The following is a 20,563-nucleotide window of genomic DNA, read 5'->3' on the forward strand; positions in this document are numbered from 1 at the left end:
TCTCAGTACTTCAGCAGGTTCGCGTCGTCGACCGACGAGGACCTGCGGGTCCGGAAGATGGTCATGATGATCGCCAGACCCACCACGACCTCCGCCGCGGCCACCACCATCACGAAGAAGGCGATGATCTGGCCGTCCAGGTTGCCGTGCATACGGGAGAACGAGACGAACGCCAGGTTCGTCGCGTTCAGCATCAGCTCGACGCACATGAACACCACGATGGCGTTGCGGCGCACGAGGACGCCCAGCGCTCCGATGGTGAACAGGATCGCCGAGAGCGCCAGGTAATGCCCTGGGCTCATTCTCCTGCCTCGCCTTCACTCGCGCCGCCGCCAGCGGCGGGCGTCCCCGACTTGACCGAGCGCGCCTCGGCGTCCGTGTCGCGAACGTCCTCGGTGACCGCCTTGACCGCGGCCACGTCCCGTTCGAGGGCCTCCTCCTCGGAGCCGCCGTACAGGTCGGCGTGCCGCTCCGCGGTGTCGGTGCGGGCCGCGATGACCGGGTTGACCGACAGCTCCGAGGGCGTCCCGTCGGGCAGCAGCGCCGGCATGTCGACGGCGTTGTGCCGGGCGTAGGTGCCGGGACCCGGCAGCGGGCCCGGGTGGGAGCCGGACAGGAACCGCTGCCGCGACAGGTCCTTCTGCGTCGGCTTCGGCTCGGTGCGCTCCCGGTGCGCCAGCACCATCGCGCCCAGCGCCGCGGTGATCAGCAGGGCGCTGGTCGCCTCGAACGCGAACACGTACTTGGAGAACAGCAGCCGGGCCAGCCCGACGATGTTGCCCTCGGAGTTGGCCTGGGTCAGCCCGGCCGAGCCGCCGAGCGCGGCGTTGCCGACCCCGACCGACAGCAGGACGAGGAAGCCGATCGCGGCGAGCACCGCCCAGAACCGCTGGCCCCGGATCGTCTCCACCAGCGAGTCGGTGGAACTGACCCCGACGAGCATCAGCACGAACAGGAACAGCATCAGCACCGCGCCGGTGTAGACGATCACCTGCACGAACGCCAGGAAGGGCGCGTTCTGGATCGCGTACAGCGCGGCCAGGCAGAGCATCACGGTCGCCAGCAGCAGCGCCGAGTGCACCGCCTTCCGCATGAAGATCATGCCGAGCGCGGCGAGCACCGAGACGATCGCCAGCAGCCAGAAGAAGAACGGCTCGCCGGACTGCTTGTCGGCGACCTCGGCGGCGAGCACGTGCGCGCTCGCGACGGAGCCGGTCACTTGCCCTCACCGCCCTTGCGCGCCTTCTCGCGCCTGGCCTTCTCGCGCTCGGCGGCCTGGTCGGCGCCGGCGCGCCCGCCGCCCTCGGCGGGGACCTTCGGAGCCGAAGGCGTTCCGGAGGACGGCGACTGCTCGCTCTCCTGGAGGCCGAGGCGGTAGTAGTCCTCCTCGGTGTCGCCGAGCCGCATCTCGTGCGGGGGCGTCTCCATGCCCTCGCGCAGCGGCGCCAGCAGCATCTCCTTGGTGTAGATGAGGCTCTCGCGGCTGTCGTCGGCGAGCTCGTACTCGTTGGTCATCGTGAGCGCCCGGGTCGGGCACGCCTCGATGCACAGCCCGCACAGGATGCACCGCAGATAGTTGATCTGGTAGGTGCGGCCGTAGCGCTCGCCGGGCGAGTACCGCTCCTCCGCGGTGTTGTCGGCGCCCTCGACGAAGATGGCGTCCGCGGGGCACGCCCACGCGCACAGCTCGCAGCCGATGCACTTCTCCAGGCCGTCCGGCCACCGGTTCAGCTGGTGCCGCCCGTGGAAGCGAGGAGCCGTCGGCTTCTTCACCTCGGGGTACTGGACGGTCTCGCTCTTCATGAACATCTGGTGGAACGAGACCCCGAACCCCTTGACCGGGTTCAGGAAATCAGTGAGTCCCACTGGTGACCTCCTCGGAGGGGGTTTCGATCGTGACCGGCCGGTCCGGCTCGCGGGCGCGGCCGTGGTAGTGGGGCGCGTCCATCGGCGGTACCGGGAACCCGCCCGCCGACGGGTCGGTGCGCGGCCCCGGCGTCGCCCCCGGGACGATCTCCTTGTCGTCCTCGCGGCCGCGGGCCATCTCCCAGATCACCGTGGCGACCAGCACGATCGCGGCGACCACGGCGGCGGCGATGAACAGCTGCCGCATCTCGTAGCCGTCGTTGCGCAGGGCGCGGATCGTCGCGACCAGCAGGATCCAGCCGAGCGAGAAGGGCATCAGCACCTTCCAGCCGAGCTTCATCAGCTGGTCGTAGCGCACGCGCGGCAGCGTGCCGCGCAGCCAGATGAAGAAGAAGATGAACAGGAAGATCTTGATCAGGAACCACAGCACCGGCCACCAGCCGGAGTTGGCGCCCGCCCACACCGTGGAGATCGGAGCGGGGGCGCGCCAGCCGCCGAGGAACAGGGTGGTGGCCAGGGCCGACAGCGTCGCGAGGTTGATGTACTCCGCGAGGAAGAACATCGCGAACTTCAGCGACGAGTACTCGGTGTGGAAGCCGCCGACCAGCTCGCCCTCGCCCTCGGGGAGGTCGAACGGGATGCGGTTCGACTCGCCCATCATCGTGATGACGTACACGACGAACGACGGCGCGAGCAGCACCACGAACCACTTGTCGTGCTGCGCCGCGACGATCTCCGAGGTGGACATCGAGCCCGCGAACATGAACACGGCCACGAACGACAGGCCCATCGCGATCTCGTAGGAGATCATCTGCGCGGACGAGCGCAGCCCGCCGAGCAGCGAGTACGGCGACATCGAGGACCAGCCGGCCAGCACGATGCCGTAGATCGCCATCGAGGACATCGCGAGGACGAGCAGCACCGCGACCGGAAGGTCGGTGCCCTGCAGCGCCGTCTGGTGCCCGAAGATCGAGACCGTCGGCCCGAACGGGATGATGATGAAGGAGATGAACGCGGGCACCGCCGCCATCACCGGCGCCAGGACGAACACGATCTTGTCGACCTGGCGGGGGACGATGTCCTCCTTCAGCGCCAGCTTGACGCCGTCGGCGAGACCCTGCAGCAGGCCGAAGGGCCCGGCGCGGTTGGGACCGACGCGCAGCTGCATCCGGCCGATGACGCGCCGCTCGATCCACATCGTCATCAGCACGGTGACGACGAGGAACACGAAGATGGCGAGGACCTTGCCGCCGATCAGCCACCACGGGTCCGACCCGAAGTCCTGCAGTCGCGGGTCGGGCGCCGGCGCCGCTGCCAGGGAGCTCATTCGATGCCTCCAGCGTTCTCGGTCGCGGTCGCGGGCACCGCGCCCGCGATCTTGACGACGCCTCCCGCGACCGCGCCGAGGTCCCGGTGCAGGGCGCAGCCCGCCGAGTTCGTCGGCAGCCACACCACCCGGTCGGGCAGGTCGGGGGTGATCTCCAGCGGGAGCGTGACCTCGCCGCGCGGGCCCGACACCGTCACCGCGCCGGTGGCGCCGATCTCCGCGGCCGTCGCGGGCGACAGCCGGGCGGCGGCGGGCTTGGCGGTGCCCGCGAGGAACGGCTCGCCGTCCTGGAGGCGGCCCCGGTCGAGGAGCAGCCGCCAGGTCGCGAGGAGGGCCTCGCCCTGCTCGGGGTGCGGCGCCAGGCCCTGCGCGACGTTCGGCGCGTCCGGGCGCTCGCCCCTGTGGGCGCCGAGGCCGGCCATCTCGCGGCGGGCGGCCTCCGGGCCCGGCAGGCCCAGGTGGACGTCCATCTCGTCGGCCAGCGCGTCCAGCACCCGCAGGTCGGACATCCGCCCGGCGGACTTGAGCACGACGTCGAACGGGCGGCCGCGGCCCTCCCAGTCGACGAACGTCCCGGCCTTCTCCGCCACCGCCGCGACCGGCAGGACGACGTCGGCGCGGTCGGTGACCGCGCTCGGCCGCTGCTCCAGGCTCACCACGAACGGGGTGGCCTCCAGCGCCCGCAGCATCGCCTCCGGGTCGGCCAGGTCGTAGGGGTCGACACCGCCGACGAGCAGCGCGCCGCGCCGCCCCGCGGCCGCCGCCGCGATGATGCCGGCCGTGTCCTCACCGGGACCGGCGGGCAGGTCGGCGACGCCCCACGTGCGGGCGACCTCGGCGCGCGCGTCCGCGTCGGTGACCGGACGGCCGATCGGCAGCAGCCCGGGCAGCGCCCCGGCCTCGATCGCACCGCGCTCCCCGGCCCGGCGCGGCACCCAGGCCAGCCGGGCGCCGGTCGCCTGCGCCACCCGGGTCGCCGACGTCAGCGCGCCCGGGCTGGTGGCGAGCCGCTCGCCGACGAGGATGACGGCGCCGGGGGTCTCCAGCAGCGTGCGGATGTCTGTGCTGGCGTCATCCCCGATGCCGGCGGCGTCCCCGATGAGGGAGCCGAGGACCTCGCCCTCCGAGCCGGGAAGCGTCGGCAGCAGCGTGCCGCCGACCTTCGCCAGCCCGCGCGTCATGAACGGGGCCGCGGCGAACACCTTCAGGCCGTTCTTGCGGTGCGCCTTGCGGAGCCGCAGGAAGACGATCGGCGACTCCTCCTCGGGCTCGAACCCCGCGAGCAGGACGACCGGCGCCTTCTCCAGGTCGGCGTAGGTCACCTCGATGGGGTGGCCCGCGACGGACGAGGCGAGGAACCGCGACTCCTCCTCCGACAGCGGCCGGGCCCGGAAGTCGACGTCGTTGGTGCCGAGCGCGATCCGGGCGAACTTGGCGTAGGCGTAGGCGTCCTCAAGGGTGACGCGGCCGCCGGTCAGGACGCCGGCCGAGCCGCGCGCCGCCGCCAGGCCGCGCGCCGCGATGGTGAGCGCCTCGGGCCAGGACGCCGGCTCCAGCTCGCCGTCCTCGCCCCGCACGAGCGGCTGCGCGAGGCGCTCGGGCTGCGTCCCGTAGGTGAACGCCCAGCGGCCCTTGTCGCAGTTCCACTCCTCGTTGACCTGCGGGTCGTCCCCGGCCAGCCGCCGCGTGATCTTCCCGCGCCGGTGGTCGGTGCGCAGCGCGCAGCCGGACGCGCAGTGCTCGCAGACGCTCGGCTGCGAGACCAGGTCGAACGGGCGGGACCGGAACCGGTACGCGGCGCCGGTCAGCGCGCCCACCGGGCAGATCTGCACGGTGTTGCCGGAGAAGTAGGACTGGAACGGCTTGCCGTCCGCCGCGCCGACCTGCTCCTTCGCGCCGCGCTCGAACAGGTCGATGAACGCGTCGCCGGCGATCTGGTCGGAGAACCGGGTGCAGCGGGCGCACTGGATGCACCGCTCCCGGTCGAGCAGCACCTGGCTGGACAGCGGGATCGGCTTGGGGAAGGTCCGCTTGGCCTCCACGAACCGGGACTCGCCGCGGCCGTTGGACATCGCCTGGTTCTGCAGCGGGCACTCGCCGCCCTTGTCGCAGATCGGGCAGTCCAGCGGGTGGTTGATCAGCAGCAGCTCCATCACGCCGTGCTGCGCCTTGTCGGCGACCGGCGAGGTGAGCTGGGTCTTGACCACCATGCCCGGCATCACCGCGGTGGTGCAGGACGCCTGCGGCTTCGGCATGCCGCGGCCGTTGCCGGCGTCGGGGATCTCCACCAGGCACTGCCGGCAGGCCCCGACGGGGTCCAGCAGCGGGTGGTCGCAGAACCGGGGGATCTGGATGCCGAGCAGCTCGGCGGCCCGGATGATCAGCGTGCCCTTGGGCACCTCGATCTCGAAGCCGTCGATGGTGCAGGCGACCATCTCCACCGGCTTCTCCACCGCCGACTTGTCGTCGGTGACGGTCACTTGGCACCTCCCCAGAGGGTGGACTTGGCCGGGTCGAACGGGCAGGCCCCGAGCTCGAAGTGCCGGAGGTACTCGTCCCGGAACAGCTTGATGGACGAGACGACCGGGCTCGTGGCGCCGTCGCCGAGGGCGCAGAACGACCGGCCCAGGATGTTGTCGGACAGGTCCAGCAGGGTCTCCAGGTCCTCCTCGGAGCCCTGGCCCGCCTCCAGCCGCTTCAGCATCTGCTTGTACCAGTAGGTGCCCTCGCGGCACGGCGTGCACTTGCCGCACGACTCGTGCGCGTAGAACTCCGACCAGCGCAGCACGGCGCGGACGACGCAGGTCGTCTCGTCGAAGATCTGCAGGGCCCGGGTACCGAGCATGGATCCGGCGGCGCCGACGGACTCGAAGTCCAGCGGCACGTCCAGGTGCTCGTCGGTGAAGATCGGGGTGGACGACCCGCCGGGCGTCCAGAACTTCAGCCGGTGGCCCTCGCGGACGCCGCCCGCCATGTCGAGCAGTTCGCGCAGCGTGATGCCGAGCGGCGCCTCGTACTGCCCGGGCCGCGTGACGTGCCCGGACAGCGAGAAGATCCCGAAGCCCTGGGACTTCTCGGTGCCCATCGAGGCGAACCATTCCGGCCCGTTGGCGATGATCGAGGGAACCGAGGAGATCGACTCGACGTTGTTGATGACGGTGGGCCCGCCGTAGAGGCCCGCGACCGCCGGGAAGGGGGGCTTGAGCCTGGGCTGACCGCGGAACCCTTCGAGGGAGTCCAGCAGCGCCGTCTCCTCGCCGCAGATGTAGGCCCCGGCGCCGCTGTGCACGACCACGTCCAGGTCGTAGCCGGAGCCGAGGATGTCCTTGCCGAGGTAGCCGGCCTCGTACGCCTCCGCCACCGCCTGGTGCAGGCGGCGGATCACGTGCAGCACCTCGCCGCGCACGTAGATGAACGCGAGGTTCGACTTGATCGCGTACGAGCTGATGATGACGCCCTCGACGAGCACGTGCGGGTTGGCCATCATCAGCGGGATGTCCTTGCACGTGCCCGGCTCGGACTCGTCGGCGTTGACGACGAGGTAGCGCGGGTTCGGGCTGGTCGGGGGCAGGAAGCCCCACTTCATCCCGGTGGGGAAGCCCGCGCCGCCGCGGCCGCGCAGACCGGAGTCCTTGACCGCCTGGACGATCTCGTCCGGCTCCATCCGGAACGCCGCGCGCAGCGCCTCGTACCCGCCGTCGCGCTCGTAGCCCGCGCGGGTGAACGAGTCGGCACGGTCCCAGTTCTTCGTGAGGATGGGGGTCAGCGTGGTCACTTGTTCCGCCCCTCCTGCGATCCCGGCTTGGCCTTGCCGCCCATGGGCTTGCCCGGCTCCTGCGGCGGCTCGGCGATCTCCTCGGCCTTCACCGGCTCCTCGGGACGCTCGCGGTCGACGTCCGTGCGGGGCGCCTCCCAGCCGCGCTCCTGCGCCAGCTTCAGCCCGCGCAGCGACTCCGGCCCGGCCTGGACGCCCTCGCCGGCGCGCCCGTCCGGGAAGCCGGCGAGCACGCGGGACGCCTCCTTCCAGGTGGCCAGGCTCTCCGGCCCGCGCGAAGGAAGCACTTGCTTACCCGAGCGCAGGTCGTCGACGAGCTGCTTGGCCTTCTCAGGAGTCATGTTGTCGAAGAACTCCCAGTTGACCATCATCACCGGCGCGAAGTCGCAGGCCGCGTTGCACTCGATCCGCTCCAGGCTGACCTTGCCGTCCGGGGTGGCCTCGTCGTGGCCCACCCCCGCGTGCTCGCTCAGCTCGTTCCAGATCTGGTCGCCGCCCATGACCGCGCACAGCGTGTTGATGCAGACGCCGACGTGGAACTCGCCGACCGGCGCGTGCTTGTACTGCGTGTAGAAGGTCGCGACACCCGTCACCTGCGCCGGGGTGATGCCGAGCTGCTCCGCGCAGAACTCGATCCCGTCCTCGGTGACGTGGCCCTCCACCGACTGCACCAGGTGCAGCATGGGCAGCAGCGCCGAGCGCGGCCGGGGGTACCGGCCGATGATCTCCTTGGCGTCGCGCTCCAGCCGTTCGCGGACCTCAGGTCCGTATGTCATCGGTCCACTCCCCCCATGACCGGGTCGATGCTGGCCACCGCCGCGATGACGTCGGCGACCATGCCGCCCTCCGCCATCGCCGGGGCCGCCTGCAGGTTGACGAAGGACGGCTCGCGGAAGTGGACGCGGTACGGCCGGGTGCCGCCGTCGCTGACCACATGGGCGCCGAGCTCGCCGCGCGGCGACTCGATGGGCGCGTACGCCTGCCCGGCGGGCACCCGGAACCCCTCCGTCACCAGCTTGAAGTGATGGATCAGGGCCTCCATCGAGGTGCCCATGATGTGCGCGATGTGCCGGGGCGAGTTGCCCATGCCGTCCGCGCCGATCGCCAGCTGGGCCGGCCAGCCGATCTTCTTGTCCTCGATCATCACCGGGCCCTTGACCGACTGGAGCCGGTCCAGGCACTGCTCGACGATCTTCAGCGACTCCTCCATCTCGTCCATCCGGACGAGGTAGCGGCCGTAGACGTCGCAGGTGTCCTGCGTCGCGACCTCGAAGTCGTAGGTCTCGTAGCCGCAGTAGGGCTGCGACTTGCGCAGGTCCCACGGGAGGCCGGTCGAGCGCAGCACCGGGCCGGTGATGCCGAGCGCCATGCAGCCGGTCAGGTCCAGGTACGCGATGTTCTGCGTGCGGGCCAGGTAGACCGGGTTGGCGTCCATCAGCTTGCGCAGCGCCTGGATCCGCTTCGGCATCCGGTCCAGATAGTCGCGGATCTTGCTGGTCGCGCCGCTCGGCAGGTCCTGCGCGACCCCGCCCGGACGGACGTAGGCCATGTTCATCCGCAGGCCGGTGATCTCCTCGAACAGGTCGAGGGTGTACTCGCGCTCGACGAAGCCGTTCAGCATCACCGTCGTCGCGCCGAGCTCCAGGCCGAACGTGGCGATCGCGACCAGGTGCGAGGAGATCCGGTTCAGCTCCATCATCATCACGCGGATGATCTGGGCCCGCTCCGGGACCTGCTCGGTGACGCCGAGCAGCTTCTCCACGCTCAGGCAGTACGCCGTCTCGTTGAAGATCGGCGCGAGGTAGTCCATCCGGGTGCAGAACGTGGTGCCCTGCGTCCAGGTGCGGAACTCCATGTTCTTCTCGATGCCGGTGTGCAGGTAGCCGATGCCCACCCGGGCCTCGTTCACCGTCTCACCGTCGAGCGTCAGGATGAGCCGGAGCACCCCGTGCGTGGACGGGTGCTGCGGGCCCATGTTGACGACGAGCCGCTCGTCGCCGAGGTCCTCCGCGCCGGCGACGACCTGGTCCCAGTCCTGCCCGTTGACGTCGAAGACCTTGCCCTCGGCCGCCTCCTCCGCGGCGTAGGCGTCGTACTCGGTGTACTTCGTGGAACTCATACGTACGACCTCCGCTCGTCGGGCGGGGGGATCTCCGCTCCGCGGTACTCGACGGGAACACCGCCGAGGGGGTAGTCCTTGCGCTGCGGATGGCCGACCCAGTCGTCGGGCATCTCGATGCGCGTGAGCGCCGGGTGGCCGTCGTAGACGATCCCGAAGAAGTCGTAGGTCTCCCGCTCGTGCCAGTCGCTCGTCGGGTAGACCGGCACCAGCGACGGGACGTGCGGGTCGGCGTCCGGGCAGGTCGCTTCCAGCCGGACGCGCCGGTTGTGCGTGATCGACAGCAGGTGCACGACCGAGTGCAGCTCGGCGCCCTCGTCCTTCGGGTAGTGCACGCCCGACACGCCCGAGCACATCTCGAAGCGCAGGGACGGCTCGTCCCGCATGGTCCGCGCGACCTCCAGGAGGTGCTCGCGCTTCACGAAGAACGTGATCTCGCCGCGGTCGACCACGACCCGGTCGACGGCGTCCCCGAAGTGCGGGTAGGCGCGCTCCAACTCGTCGGCGACCTCGTCGAACTCGCCGGCCTCGGCGGCGCCGCCGGGCCCGCCGTAGGGGCGCTGCGCGGACACCTTCGGGCTCTGCCGGATGACGAGCCCGCCGTAGCCGGAGGTGTCGCCGGTGGTCCGCGCGCCGAACATGCCCTTGCGGACGACCGGCTGCTCGCGGCGCTCCTCCTCGGTCTGCGCGGGGAGCTTGTCGGCGCCCTGCTCGGCCCGCTGCTCAGGGTTCTCCGAACTCATGTCAGGCCCCCTGTCCCAGCAACGGGAGCTGGCGGCGCTTGGCCTCTTCCAGCTCGGCGACCTGCTTCGCGCGCTGCGGCCCGAGCTTGGTGTTCTGGACCTTGTCGTGCAGCTTGAGGATCGCGTCCAGCAGCATCTCCGGCCGCGGCGGGCAGCCGGGGAGGTAGATGTCCACCGGGACGATGTGGTCCACGCCCTGCACGATCGCGTAGTTGTTGAACATGCCGCCGGACGAGGCGCACACGCCCATCGCGATGACCCACTTCGGCTCGGTCATCTGGTCGTAGATCTGCCGCAGCACCGGCGCCATCTTCTGGCTCACCCGGCCCGCGACGATCATCAGGTCGGCCTGGCGCGGCGTCGCCGAGGCGCGCTCCATCCCCCACCGGGAGAAGTCGTGCCGGGGGTCGCCGGTCGCCATCATCTCGATCGCGCAGCACGCGAGGCCGAACGTCGCCGGCCACATCGAGCTGCTGCGCGCCCACCCCGCGACCTGCTCGACCGTGGTCAGCAGAAAGCCGCTGGGAAGTTTCTCCTCTAGACCCATGTCAGTCCCACTCCAGACCGCCGCGCCGCCAGATGTAGGCGTACGCCACGAGGACGGTGACGATGAAAAGAACCATCTCGACAAGGCCGAAGAGCCCCATCCGGTCGAACGCGACCGCCCAGGGGTAAAGGAAGATGATCTCAATGTCGAAGACGATGAACAGCATCGCCGTCAGGTAGTACTTGATCGGGAAGCGCCCGCCGCCGACCGGCTGCGGAGTGGGCTCGATGCCGCACTCGTAGGCGTCCAGCCGGGCGCGGTTCCAGCGCTTGGGCCCCGTGAGCGCGGCCATCGCCACCGAGCCGCCGGCGAACGCGAAGGCGAGCACACCCAGCACGATGATCGGAATATAGAGATCCATATCTCTACAGCCTCTCCTCGGGACGTACGACGTTGTACGGGACGGGCCGCCTGCGACCCGCCACCCTAGCCAAGGTGATCAATAGCGCTCCCCTCAGGGGGTCGGGTACTGCACTTTAGTCCGCTCACCTGCGGAAGTTTGAATTCCACGCGCGCGTTCATGCGGCCGGCGCCACCTTCTGCATCGCGTTGATGACACGGTCCATCGCGTCCCCGCCCTTGGGGTCGGTGAGGTTCGCGAGGAGCTTCAGCGTGAAGCGCATCAGCGTCGGGTGCGGCAGGCCGTGCGCGGTCAGGAACTTCATGATCCGCGGGTCGCCGATCGCCTGGACGAAAACGCGGGCCAGGGTGAAGTAGCCGCCGTGCTCGTCCTTGAGGATGCGCGGGTACTCGTACAGGGTCCGCTCGCGCTGCGCGGCGGTGCGGCGGGCGAGCGCCTGCACCATGATGTCGGCGGCCAGCCGGCCGGACTCCAGGGCGTAGTCGATGCCCTCGCCGTTGAACGGGTTGATCATGCCGCCGGCGTCGCCGACGAGCAGCATCCCGCGGGTGTAGTGCGGCTGCCGGTTGAAGCCCATCGGCAGCGCCGCGCCGCGGATCTTGGAGGTCGCGTGCTCCTCGTCGAACTGCCAGTCCTCCGGCATCTGCGCGCACCAGCGCTTGAGCATGCCGCGGTAGTCGACGTTCTGGAACGCCTTGCTGGTGTTGAGCAGGCCGAGGCCGACGTTGGACGTGCCGTCGCCGACGCCGAACACCCAGCCGTAGCCGGGCAGCAGGCGCTGGCCGTCCCACAGCTCCAGCCACGCCTCCATGAACTCGTCGTCGTGGCGCGGGGTCTGGAAGTAGCGGCGGACCGCGACGCCCATCGGACGGTCCTCGCGGCGCCGCAGCCCCATGGCGAGCGACAGCCGGGTCGAGTTGCCGTCGGCGGCGACGACCAGGGGCGCGTGGAACTCGATCTCCTCGCCCTCGTACTCGGCGGTGACGCCGGTGATGCGGTCGGTGCGCTCGTCGACGATCGGGCCGGTCACGTTGCAGCCCTGCAGGAGCTGCGCGCCGGCCTTGGCGGCGTGCTCGGCGAGGAGCTGGTCGAGGTCGGTGCGCTTGCGGACGAGGCCGAAGTCGGGGAAGGACGCGAGCTCCGGCCAGGGCAGCTCGACCTTGACGCCGCCGCCGTAGATGCGCAGGCCCTTGTTGCGCCCCCAGCCGGGATCGTTGATGTCGACGCCCATGCCGATGAGGGCGCGGACGGCCCGCGGGGTGAGGCCGTCGCCGCAGATCTTGTCGCGCGGGAAGGTGGCCTTCTCCAGCAGGAAGACGTCCAGGCCGGCCTGCGCGAGCCAATAGGCGGTCGACGACCCGGCGGGGCCCGCCCCGACGACGATGGCATCCGCGTGTCGGGTGGAGTCGGTCACGATGGTCCTCTTCGCTCGTTCGCTTGTGAAGTACTTCACAAGGATCCGGTGGGGAGTCTATTCCTTTATCACGACTGGTGGGTACTTCTGGGCCGGTCCAAGTTTGGACCGGTCCGAACCACCGGCCGCCGTCTGTCAAGCAGGCTTGACGGACGGGTTGACGGCATGGTGCAGGGCGACCACGCCGAACGTGAGATCGCGCCAGCGCACCCCGCCCCAGCCCGCGTCCTGGATGAGCCGCGCCAGCCCCGCCTGGTCGGGCCAGGCGAGGGTCGACTCGGCGAGGTAGCGGTAGGAGTCGGGGTTGGAGCTGACCCGCGCCAGCAGCGGCAGCCCGTAGCGCAGGTGCGCCTTGTGGCCGAGCGCCAGCAGCGCGTTCGGGGGGTGGCTCACCTCGCAGATCACCAGCCGCCCGCCGGGCCTCGCGACCCGGCGCAGCTCGCGCAGCGCGAGCCCCGTGTCGGCGACGTTGCGCAGCCCGAAGGAGATGGTGACGGCGTCGAAGGAGCCGTCCGCGAAGGGCAGCCGCAGGGCGTCCCCCGCGACGAAGCGCAGGCCCGTGACATCCGCCTGGCGGCGCACCCCGACGCGCAGCATCCCGAGCGAGAAGTCGCACGCGACCGTGTCGGCGCCGGCCTCGGCGAACGGCACCGACGACGTCCCCGTCCCCGCCGCGAGGTCGAGCACCCGCTCACCCGGCCGCGCCTCCAGCGCCCGGACGACCTCCCGCCGCCACCGCCGGTCCTGGCCGCCGGTCATCAGCGAGTTCATCAGGTCGTACCGCTCGGCGGTGCCGTCGAACATCGCCGCGACGTCGGCGGGCTGCTTGTCGAGTGAAGCGCGGGTCATGGCTCCAGCCTAGGCCGCACAAGGCCCTGCGCGCGGGGGCGGGGGTCGGTCCGCACGGGGGGCGCCCGGTTCAATCCGCGCGGGGGCGCGGGGCGTCCTCCTTGGCGACCGATCTCTCGAACTTCTCGCGCTGCGAGCGCACGCCCCGCGTGACGACGGCGGACATCCGGTCCCGCTGCGCGGACAGCAGGACGTAGCTGACGACGCCGCTGATCAGCAGCGCCAGCAGCAGGAGCAGGAACCCGCGGGCCCCGAAGAGCGCGAGCACCCCCGCGGTGACCGCGAAGATCACGGCCCGGGCCAGGGTGTAGAGGATGACGGAACGCATGGCACTTCGAGGCTATCCCCGGTCCTGAGCGTCCTCGCCCCGGGGTCGGCTCAGCACGTCCAGGAAGAGGGCCGGGTCGACGTTGCCGCCGGACAGGATCGAGACGTAGGTGCGTCCCTCGGGGAGCTCCGCGCGGTGGTAGAGGTAGGCGGCCGTGGCGACGGCGCCCGCCGGCTCGGCGATGAGCCGGGCCTCGCGGGCGAGGCGGCGCATCGCCTGCCGGATCTCGTCCTCGGTGACCGTGACGACGCCGTCCACGTGGGCGCGCATGTGCGCGTACGGCAGGTCGCCGACCCGCTGGACGCGCAGCGCGTCGGCGATGGTGCGGCCGGTCTCCTCCGCCGCCCACTCGACGGGACGCCCCGCCGCCATCGAGTCGCGGGCGTCCGCGGCGAGCTCCGGCTCGACCCCGACGATCTTCACCTCCGGGCGCAGCGCCCTGATCGCGGCGGACACGCCGGCGATCAGACCGCCGCCGCCGACCGGGACGAGCACGACGTCCACGTCCGGGCGGTCCTGGACGATCTCCAGCCCGGCGGTGCCCTGGCCGGCGATGATCCGGGCGTCGTCGTAGGGCGGGACCAGGGTGAAGCCGTGCGCGGCGGCGAGCTTGCCCGCGGTCTCGGCGCGGGCCTGGGAGGTCGGCTCCACGTACACGACCTCGGCGCCGAGCGCGATGCACGCGTCGACCTTCACGCCCGGGGTGGTGTGCGGCATGACCAGGACGGCTCTGGTGCCGAGCGCGCGGGCCGCGTAGGCGACGGCCTGCGCGTGGTTGCCGCTGGAGTGCGTGACCACGCCGCGCTCGCGCTCCCCCGGGGCGAGGGAGGAGATGGCGGAGTAGGCGCCGCGCAGCTTGAAGGCGCCGATCGGCTGCAGCGACTCGGCCTTCACCAGCAGCGCGGGCGCGCCGGCGGCGGACGGGGCGGGGTCGCGCGAGAACGGGACGAGCGGCGTCCGGACGGCGACGCCCGCGATGCGCTCGGCGGCCCGTTCGATCTCCGGCAGCGATACGAGGTCGGACATGCCCGGAGACTACTTCTCCCGGGTGGTCGCGGGGGCCTCGGCCGCGTGACATGGCAGGTCAGCGGGGGTCAGGGTGATCACTGTGACCCATGCCGGAATCACCGTCCGTCATCGCCGCTGTTCGGCGGACTACGGTCGGTGATCTTTTCCGAAAACAAGGGAGAAATCGGTCTTGACCCGCCACACTGTTAAACAGTCCACCCGCGCCGAGAGCGGGACAAAGGGGGAGAGAAGACGTGGAAAGCACGAGCGAGCGCCTGCTGACTCCAGGAGAGGTCGCCGCCCTCTTCCGGGTCGACCCGAAGACGGTCACCCGGTGGGCCGCCGCGGGCCGGATCAGCAGCATCCGCACTCCGGGGGGCCACCGGCGCTTCCGCGAGTCCGAGGTGCACGCGCTGCTGCGCGGCGAGGAGCCCGTCGCCGAGCATTCGGCCCACTGACCTGGGCCCATCGCCCGGACCCCGGTCCTGAGCCGCCCGGACCGCCCGCCGAGGCAGTCCTTGGCCGAAGGCAGTCCTCGCCGGGCGGCCGGGGCGCTCCCCGCCCCGCCCCCGCTCACTCTCCAGCACTCGCCTTTCAAGGCTCGGACTCGCGCCCACCGATTTCGCGCTCACTCCCCAGTGCTCGCTTCCCCAGTGCTCGCCTTTCCCCGTGCTCACTCTTCGGCGCCGTCCGCCTTCCATTCCTCGAACCGGCGGAGCAGGTCCGCGTCCTCGTCCCGCCAGCGGCGCCGCCGTTCCGCCAGTTCCTCCTCGGTGAGCGACTCGCTCAGCAACCGGTCGTAGTCGGGATCGTCCGGGCCGATCTCGACGTAGGCGTCGGCGATGATCCGTCCCTCGCTCGCCTCGGGCCCGAGCTCGCCGCCGTCGGCGAGAACGCTGTGGGGGACCCGGAGCGTGCCGTCGGGAAGCCGGATCACGTACATCGTCGATCACCTTCGCCGTCTGTCGTCGCGCGGCCTGTCATCTCGGCGTCCTAGATCCCGTACCTGCGGTTGAAGAAGAGCATGACCTCAAGGGCCGTGCGGATGTTGCCGGCGAGCATATCCACCAGGGCGGGGCGCTGCCGGGAGGAGATCGCGGCGAACGCGTCGGCGAAGAACTCGCGGCGGCCGAGCGCGTTCGGCTGCTTGTGGAACTCGCTCGCCAGATACGGCAGGCACTCCTCGTACAGCTGCCGGAAGGCGGGGCTGTCGGAGGTCCACTCGCCCTCGTCGCCGTCGATGTCGTCGAGCGCGTGCCCGACCTCGTGCAGCATCACGTCCGGGGTCGGGGACGGCCGGTCCCCCACGACGATCTTGCGGTCGCCGTACGCGCCGGCGCAGATGTCCCAGGTGGCGCGGCCCGACGGCAGCGGCCGGTCGCGCAGGTGGCCCATGTCGTCGAGCTGGGGGACGCCGCCGGGGCCGACGTAGATGCCGTCGAGGCCGCTCGCCAGCTTCTCCTTCAGCGGCTCCGGGAGCGACGCCAGGCTCTCCACGGCCCCGATCACCTCGGGCGGCGGCCCCTCCCGGACGTCCCACTGCCGGTGCAGGACGCCCTCAAGCACGCCGCAGTCACGACGGCCGTCGGCGGCGTGCGGCGTGCCCGGCGGATGGGGCTCCACGCGCGGCCGGTCGTCCTCCAGCTCGAAGTCGCTCCAGGAGTAGTCGCCCGAACGCGGCCGGCCCTGCCCGCGCCGCCCGAGCCGGCCGGTCATCCCGCGCAGGCCGCCCGCCGTGTCGACGGGGCCCGCCTCCGGACGTTCGGGCCCGAGCGCGTAGTCGTCGTCGCGGCCCGCCTTGCGGAAGCGGCCGAACCGGTCGCGCGGCTGGTTGCTGCGCGGCCGCACCTGCCCCGAGTCGGGCGGGGACGGCGCGTAGGGGACCTCGTCGCCGGCCGCGTCCGCGCGGAACCGTCCGCCTCGGAACGTCTCCCGGGGCTTGCGGTGCACGCCTTTGAAGCGCATCGGGCTCCTCTGTCAGCCGGACCCGCGGGGGTATCGAGCGGCGACCGCCGCTGGACCGGGTCCCTGAGGAAGGGTAAGCCGGAACCCGACTCTCCGTCATCCCATGGAGTCACGCGGCCGCGGCGCTCCGCCGCGCGTCAGGCGTAGGAGTGCAGGCCGGAGAACATGTAGTTCACGCCGAAGAAGTTGAACAGCAGCGCCGCGAACGCGAGCAGTGACAGGAAGGCGGCCTTGCGGCCCTTCCAGCCGGCGGTGGCGCGCGCGTGCAGGTAGGCCGCGTAGATGACCCAGGTGACGAAGGACCAGATCTCCTTGGGGTCCCAGCCCCAGTAGCGGCCCCACGCCTGGTCGGCCCAGATGGCGCCCATGATGATCGCGGCCGTCCAGATCGGGAACGCGAACATCGTGACCCGCATGGAGAGGCGGTCCAGGGCCTCCACCGACGGGAGGCGCGACAGCACGCCGCCCGCCGCGACCCCGCCGCGCGACTCGGCGCGCTCCTTCAGCAGGTACAGGATCGTCGCGGCGCCCGCGACGGTGAACGCGCCGGTCGCGATGATCGCGGCGGTCACGTGGATGGCGATCCAGTAGGAGTTCAGCGCCGGGCTGACCGGGCCCACCGAGTCGTACAGCCAGATGTTGGCGACGCCGAGGGCGATCACCGCGGCGGCCATGACGAACGCGCCGAGGAACCGCGCCTTGTAGCGGAACATGACGACCATGAACGCGGTGACGGCGGCGAACGCGATGGCGGTGAGGAACTCGTACATGTTCCCCCACGGCCACCGGTTCGCGGCGAGCCCGCGGGTCACGAGGACGCCGAGCTGCGCGCCCCAGCCGAGCACGTTCAGCAGGACGGCGAGCCGGATCCAGTCGACCCGGGGACGCTCGGCCCCCGCGTCCGCATCCGCGGCCTCGTCGGAGGCGGAGGCGGAGGCGGAGGCGGAGGCGGAGTCACCGGCCGTGTCCGGAGTGCCGGCCGCGCTCTCGGCCCCGGCGGCGCCCACCAGCACCTTCGCCCCGCTCTTCGCCGGGGCGGCCTCCACCGCGCGGCGGCGGCCGAAGCCCAGATCGGCGGCGTAGGCGACCAGCGCGATGATGTACATCATCACGGTGGTCAGCATGAGCTTGTCGCTCAGGTTCGCGAGGTCGGCGTTGCTCACCTCGTCACTCCTTCGGTTCGGTCGCCGCACCCGAGGGGCCGTCGGCGGCGGGGGTCTCGCCGGGCTCGGAAGCGGGCCCGTCCTGCGGACCGCGCAGCGCGGTCACGATGTCGTCGAACTCCGAGGTCGGGTTCCCCAGCGTGAGACCGCCGACCTCCACCACCGTACGCCCGCCCTCTCCGGCGCTCGCACGGACCCACACCCTGCGCCGGCGGACCATGAACGAGGTCGCCACGCCGAGCACCGCGAGGACGGCGGCGATGAGCGCGGGGATGCGGCCGGGGTCGCGGTTGACCGACAGGCTCGTCCACTCCTTGAGCCCGTCGAAGGTCACCGTGCCGGCGTCGCCGGGCAGCGCGAAGGACTCTCCCGGCTCCAGGAGCTTCTGGCCGCCCTTGATCGGCTGGATCGTCCTGCCGACGCCCTCCAGCTTGTAGACCGACTGCGGGCTGCCGGAGTCCAGGCCGAGGTCGCCCTTGAAGGCGGTGATCGTGACGACCGGGCGCAGCGGCGCGGGGAACGCCGAGACGATCTGCTTGCCGTCCTCGCTCGCCACCGCGGTCGGCCACAGGATGGCGTAGAAGGCGAGCTGGTCGGGCTCGGCGTCGGGGACCTTGATGACGCCCTCGGACGTCAGGTTCCGCGGCTCCATCTCCAGGAACGGCACCGAATCCTGGAAGGCGACGTTCCCCTTGGCGTCCCGGACGGTGAACACCGGCGCGTACCCGTGGCCGAGCAGGTACACCTTCGCGCCGCCGACCTTGAGCGGATGATTGATCTGCAGGTCGTAGGGCTTGTTCGGGGCGTCCGGGCTCGACCGGTAATGGATCTTGGCGTTGAACTCGGTGGCCTGGCCCCGCTTGGCGCCCTTGGCCTCGTACTCGGCCTTGAAGTCGTCCAGCGTGACCGTGAACGGGGCGAGCTCGCCGCCGCTGAAGGCGCGGCCGGGCTGGAACTGGTCGTAGAGGCCGAGCGAGTTGGCGAAGGTCTTGCCCTCGGTCAGCAGGACGTTGCCCCGGTAGCCGAACAGGTTCCCGAGGCCGAGCGCGAACAGCAGCGCCAGCAGCGCGAGGTGGAAGAGCAGGTTGCCCGTCTCGCCCAGGTAGCCCTTCTCGGCCGACGCGGCGCCGCTGGACACGTCCACGCGGAAGCGGCGGGCGCGCAGGGCCGTGCGGGCCTCGTCGAGGACGTCCTCAGGAGACGCGTCGGTCTCGTACGTGGCCGACTGCGGCAGTCGCGCCAGGTTGCGGGGGGCCGCCGGCGGGCGCGCCCGCATCGACCTGTAGTGCTTGACGGCGCGCGGGACGACGCAGCCGGCGAGCGAGACGAACAGCAGGATGTAGATGGCCGCGAACCAGGGGGCCGCGAACACGTCGAACATGGAGAACTTGTCGAGCCAGGGCCCGAGCGTCTCGTGCTTCTCCAGGTAGGCGGCGACCTTCTCGGGTGCCTGGCCCCGCTGCGGCAGGATCGAGCCCGGCACCGCGCCGAGCGCCACCAGGAACAGCAGGATCAGCGCGGTCCGCATGGTGGTGAGCTGCCGCCAGCCCCACCGCAGCCAGCCGAGCGGGCCGATGCCGGAGGGGCGCGGCACCTCCTCCGGCGCCTGCCGCGCGGCGGGCGCCTCGGTGCCGGTCTCCTCCGCGTCGTCTGCGGCGTGGTCGGTGCCGGGGTGGTCGGTGTTGGTGTCAGTCATCTCACATCACCGGTTCGAAGCCGCTGATCCACGACCTCAGCTCGATGGTCAGGTCACCCCACAGGCCGCTCACGAGCAGCACCCCGATGAGGACGAGCATCCCCCCGCCGATCCGCATGACCAGGGGGTAGTGGCGCTTCACGGCGCCGAACGCGCCGAGGGCCCTACGGTAGGCGATCGCGGTGGCCACGAACGGCAGCCCGAGGCCCGCGCAGTACGCCAGCGACAGCAGCGCGCCCCGCCCGGCGCTGGCCTCGGTGATCGCCAGGCCCTGCACCGCGCCGAGCGTCGGGCCGATGCACGGCGTCCAGCCCAGCCCGAACAGGACGCCGAGGAGCGGCGCCCCGGCGAGCCCGGCCGCCGGGAGGCGCCCCGACTTCACCGTCCGCTGGAGCCCGGGGACCAAGCCCATGAACGCCAGGCCGAACACGATCGTGATGACGCCGAGGACGCGGGTGATCGTGTCCTGGTACTCCAGCAGCCACCGTCCGAGCCCGCCGAAGAGCGCGCCGTAGCTGACGAAGACGACGCTGAACCCGGCGACGAACAGCAGGACCCCGGCGAGGAGCCGTCCGCGCCGCTGCTCGGCGAGGTCGGCGCCCGTCATGCCCGTCACGTACGACAGGTAGCCCGGCACGAGGGGCAGGACGCACGGCGAGGCGAACGAGACGAGCCCGGCGAGGGCGGCCAGCGGCGCCGCCGCCACCAACGACCCGCTCACGACCGTCTCGTCCAGGGAGCTCACTTCTCCGCGAGGACCTTGCCAACCAGGGGGTCGAGCTTGGTGAACGTCGTCGCGCCGATGATGCGGGCGGCGACGCGGCCCTGCCGGTCCAGGACGAGCGTGCTCGGGATCGCGCTCGGCGGGACCTCCCGGAACGCCAGCGTCACGCGGCCGTCGGCGTCGAAGAGGCTGGGGTAGGTGACCTTGAACTTGCGCTCGAACGCCTGCGCGTTGGGCTTGGAGTCCTTGAAGTTGACGCCGAGGAACTCCACGCCCTGCGCCTTCTTCCCGTCGTAGACGTGCTGGAGGGACGGCGCCTCGCCCCGGCAGGGCGCGCACCACGACGCCCAGAAGTTGACGACGACGACCTTGCCCTTGAGGTCGGCCAGCCTGAAGGATTCGCCGTCGAGCCGTTGCCCGGTGACGTTCGCGAGGCTCTTGCGCTGCGCCGCCTTGTACTCGGTCACGTTGCCGTTGCCCGAGATGAAGCGGTTGTCGCCGCCGTCGGGCCCGCCCTCCGCGGCGCCGGTGCCGGCGCAGCCCGCGAGCAGGCCGCAGAGCGCGACGGCGGCACCCGCGCGGAAAGGAGCGCGCGAGGGCGAGATACGGCGGGGGTTCACGGTGCCCCTCCTCGGTACGACAGGGCGTTCAGTGCGAGACGTGGAGTACTACAGGATG

Annotated in this window: 22 protein-coding genes; 1 reads left to right on the top strand and 21 read right to left on the bottom strand. The window is 71.3% G+C overall.

The annotated features are described in order from the left end of the window. Positions 1-2: 2 nt before the first annotated feature. From nuoK to BJ999_RS38570, 15 genes are all read right to left on the bottom strand, one after another. A complete protein-coding gene (gene nuoK / locus BJ999_RS38500; RefSeq protein ID WP_021593191.1) occupies positions 3-302 on the bottom strand; it encodes an NADH-quinone oxidoreductase subunit NuoK in 300 nt (99 codons plus the stop codon). Beyond that, positions 299-1,219 carry an NADH-quinone oxidoreductase subunit J gene (locus BJ999_RS38505; protein WP_179837784.1) on the bottom strand — a complete coding sequence of 307 codons (921 nt, stop codon included), beginning with the start codon at positions 1,217-1,219 and terminating at the stop codon, positions 299-301. The genes nuoK and BJ999_RS38505 overlap by 4 nt, the downstream gene beginning before the upstream one ends. Then, on the bottom strand, positions 1,216-1,866 hold the full coding sequence (gene nuoI, locus BJ999_RS38510; RefSeq protein ID WP_179837785.1) for an NADH-quinone oxidoreductase subunit NuoI: 651 nt from the start codon (positions 1,864-1,866) through the stop codon (positions 1,216-1,218). Before nuoI ends, BJ999_RS38505 begins: the two co-directional genes overlap by 4 nt. Continuing rightward, the gene (gene nuoH / locus BJ999_RS38515; protein ID WP_179837786.1) at positions 1,853-3,193 is read right to left on the bottom strand and encodes an NADH-quinone oxidoreductase subunit NuoH; all 1,341 of its coding nucleotides are present in this window, start codon (positions 3,191-3,193) and stop codon (positions 1,853-1,855) included. The genes nuoI and nuoH overlap by 14 nt, the downstream gene beginning before the upstream one ends. Beyond that, positions 3,190-5,673, bottom strand: coding sequence for an NADH-quinone oxidoreductase subunit G (locus tag BJ999_RS38520; RefSeq protein ID WP_179837787.1), 2,484 nt, complete (start codon positions 5,671-5,673; stop codon positions 3,190-3,192). The genes nuoH and BJ999_RS38520 overlap by 4 nt, the downstream gene beginning before the upstream one ends. Further along, positions 5,670-6,968 carry an NADH-quinone oxidoreductase subunit NuoF gene (gene nuoF, locus BJ999_RS38525; protein WP_179837788.1) on the bottom strand — a complete coding sequence of 433 codons (1,299 nt, stop codon included), beginning with the start codon at positions 6,966-6,968 and terminating at the stop codon, positions 5,670-5,672. Before nuoF ends, BJ999_RS38520 begins: the two co-directional genes overlap by 4 nt. Beyond that, positions 6,965-7,744, bottom strand: coding sequence for an NADH-quinone oxidoreductase subunit NuoE (gene nuoE / locus BJ999_RS38530; protein ID WP_179837789.1), 780 nt, complete (start codon positions 7,742-7,744; stop codon positions 6,965-6,967). The genes nuoF and nuoE overlap by 4 nt, the downstream gene beginning before the upstream one ends. Next, a complete protein-coding gene (locus tag BJ999_RS38535; protein ID WP_179837790.1) occupies positions 7,741-9,087 on the bottom strand; it encodes an NADH-quinone oxidoreductase subunit D in 1,347 nt (448 codons plus the stop codon). The genes nuoE and BJ999_RS38535 overlap by 4 nt, the downstream gene beginning before the upstream one ends. Further along, positions 9,084-9,830, bottom strand: coding sequence for an NADH-quinone oxidoreductase subunit C (locus BJ999_RS38540; RefSeq protein ID WP_179837791.1), 747 nt, complete (start codon positions 9,828-9,830; stop codon positions 9,084-9,086). The genes BJ999_RS38535 and BJ999_RS38540 overlap by 4 nt, the downstream gene beginning before the upstream one ends. Before the next feature lies 1 nt (position 9,831). Next, complete coding sequence (locus tag BJ999_RS38545; protein WP_179837792.1) at positions 9,832-10,377, bottom strand: NuoB/complex I 20 kDa subunit family protein; 546 nt, start codon at positions 10,375-10,377, stop codon at positions 9,832-9,834. A 1-nt stretch (position 10,378) separates the two neighbouring features. Beyond that, complete coding sequence (locus BJ999_RS38550) at positions 10,379-10,738, bottom strand: NADH-quinone oxidoreductase subunit A (protein ID WP_089315506.1); 360 nt, start codon at positions 10,736-10,738, stop codon at positions 10,379-10,381. A gap of 157 nt (positions 10,739-10,895) precedes the next feature. Next, positions 10,896-12,152, bottom strand: coding sequence for a geranylgeranyl reductase family protein (locus tag BJ999_RS38555; protein ID WP_179837793.1), 1,257 nt, complete (start codon positions 12,150-12,152; stop codon positions 10,896-10,898). A gap of 135 nt (positions 12,153-12,287) precedes the next feature. Beyond that, on the bottom strand, positions 12,288-13,001 hold the full coding sequence (locus BJ999_RS38560; RefSeq protein WP_179837794.1) for a demethylmenaquinone methyltransferase: 714 nt from the start codon (positions 12,999-13,001) through the stop codon (positions 12,288-12,290). A gap of 70 nt (positions 13,002-13,071) precedes the next feature. After that, positions 13,072-13,329 (bottom strand): DUF4229 domain-containing protein, encoded by a 258-nt coding sequence (locus tag BJ999_RS38565; RefSeq protein WP_179837795.1) that lies wholly within the window; start codon positions 13,327-13,329, stop codon positions 13,072-13,074. Between the two features lie 12 nt (positions 13,330-13,341). Continuing rightward, on the bottom strand, positions 13,342-14,355 hold the full coding sequence (locus BJ999_RS38570) for a threonine ammonia-lyase (RefSeq protein WP_179837796.1): 1,014 nt from the start codon (positions 14,353-14,355) through the stop codon (positions 13,342-13,344). Between the two features lie 236 nt (positions 14,356-14,591). On the opposite strand from BJ999_RS38570, the gene BJ999_RS38575 reads away from it, so the two are divergent. Then, complete coding sequence (locus tag BJ999_RS38575; RefSeq protein WP_141580358.1) at positions 14,592-14,795, top strand: BldC family transcriptional regulator; 204 nt, start codon at positions 14,592-14,594, stop codon at positions 14,793-14,795. A 215-nt stretch (positions 14,796-15,010) separates the two neighbouring features. Here BJ999_RS38575 and BJ999_RS38580 read toward each other — a convergent pair whose 3' ends face one another. The 6 genes from BJ999_RS38580 to BJ999_RS38605 form a co-directional block, all read right to left on the bottom strand. After that, positions 15,011-15,280, bottom strand: coding sequence for a hypothetical protein (locus BJ999_RS38580; protein WP_179837797.1), 270 nt, complete (start codon positions 15,278-15,280; stop codon positions 15,011-15,013). A gap of 50 nt (positions 15,281-15,330) precedes the next feature. After that, positions 15,331-16,302, bottom strand: coding sequence for a hypothetical protein (locus BJ999_RS38585; RefSeq protein WP_179837798.1), 972 nt, complete (start codon positions 16,300-16,302; stop codon positions 15,331-15,333). A gap of 137 nt (positions 16,303-16,439) precedes the next feature. Further along, the gene (gene ccsB / locus BJ999_RS38590) at positions 16,440-17,465 is read right to left on the bottom strand and encodes a c-type cytochrome biogenesis protein CcsB (protein WP_179837799.1); all 1,026 of its coding nucleotides are present in this window, start codon (positions 17,463-17,465) and stop codon (positions 16,440-16,442) included. Positions 17,466-17,469: 4 nt separating this feature from the next. Then, positions 17,470-19,161, bottom strand: coding sequence for a cytochrome c biogenesis protein ResB (gene resB, locus BJ999_RS38595; protein WP_179837800.1), 1,692 nt, complete (start codon positions 19,159-19,161; stop codon positions 17,470-17,472). 1 nt (position 19,162) lies between these two features. Beyond that, a complete protein-coding gene (locus BJ999_RS38600) occupies positions 19,163-19,882 on the bottom strand; it encodes a cytochrome c biogenesis CcdA family protein (protein ID WP_229810615.1) in 720 nt (239 codons plus the stop codon). Between the two features lie 20 nt (positions 19,883-19,902). After that, positions 19,903-20,505 carry a TlpA family protein disulfide reductase gene (locus BJ999_RS38605; protein WP_229810616.1) on the bottom strand — a complete coding sequence of 201 codons (603 nt, stop codon included), beginning with the start codon at positions 20,503-20,505 and terminating at the stop codon, positions 19,903-19,905. Positions 20,506-20,563: the final 58 nt, after the last annotated feature.

This window comes from Actinomadura citrea (genome assembly GCF_013409045.1).
Lineage (GTDB): Bacteria > Actinomycetota > Actinomycetes > Streptosporangiales > Streptosporangiaceae > Spirillospora > Spirillospora citrea.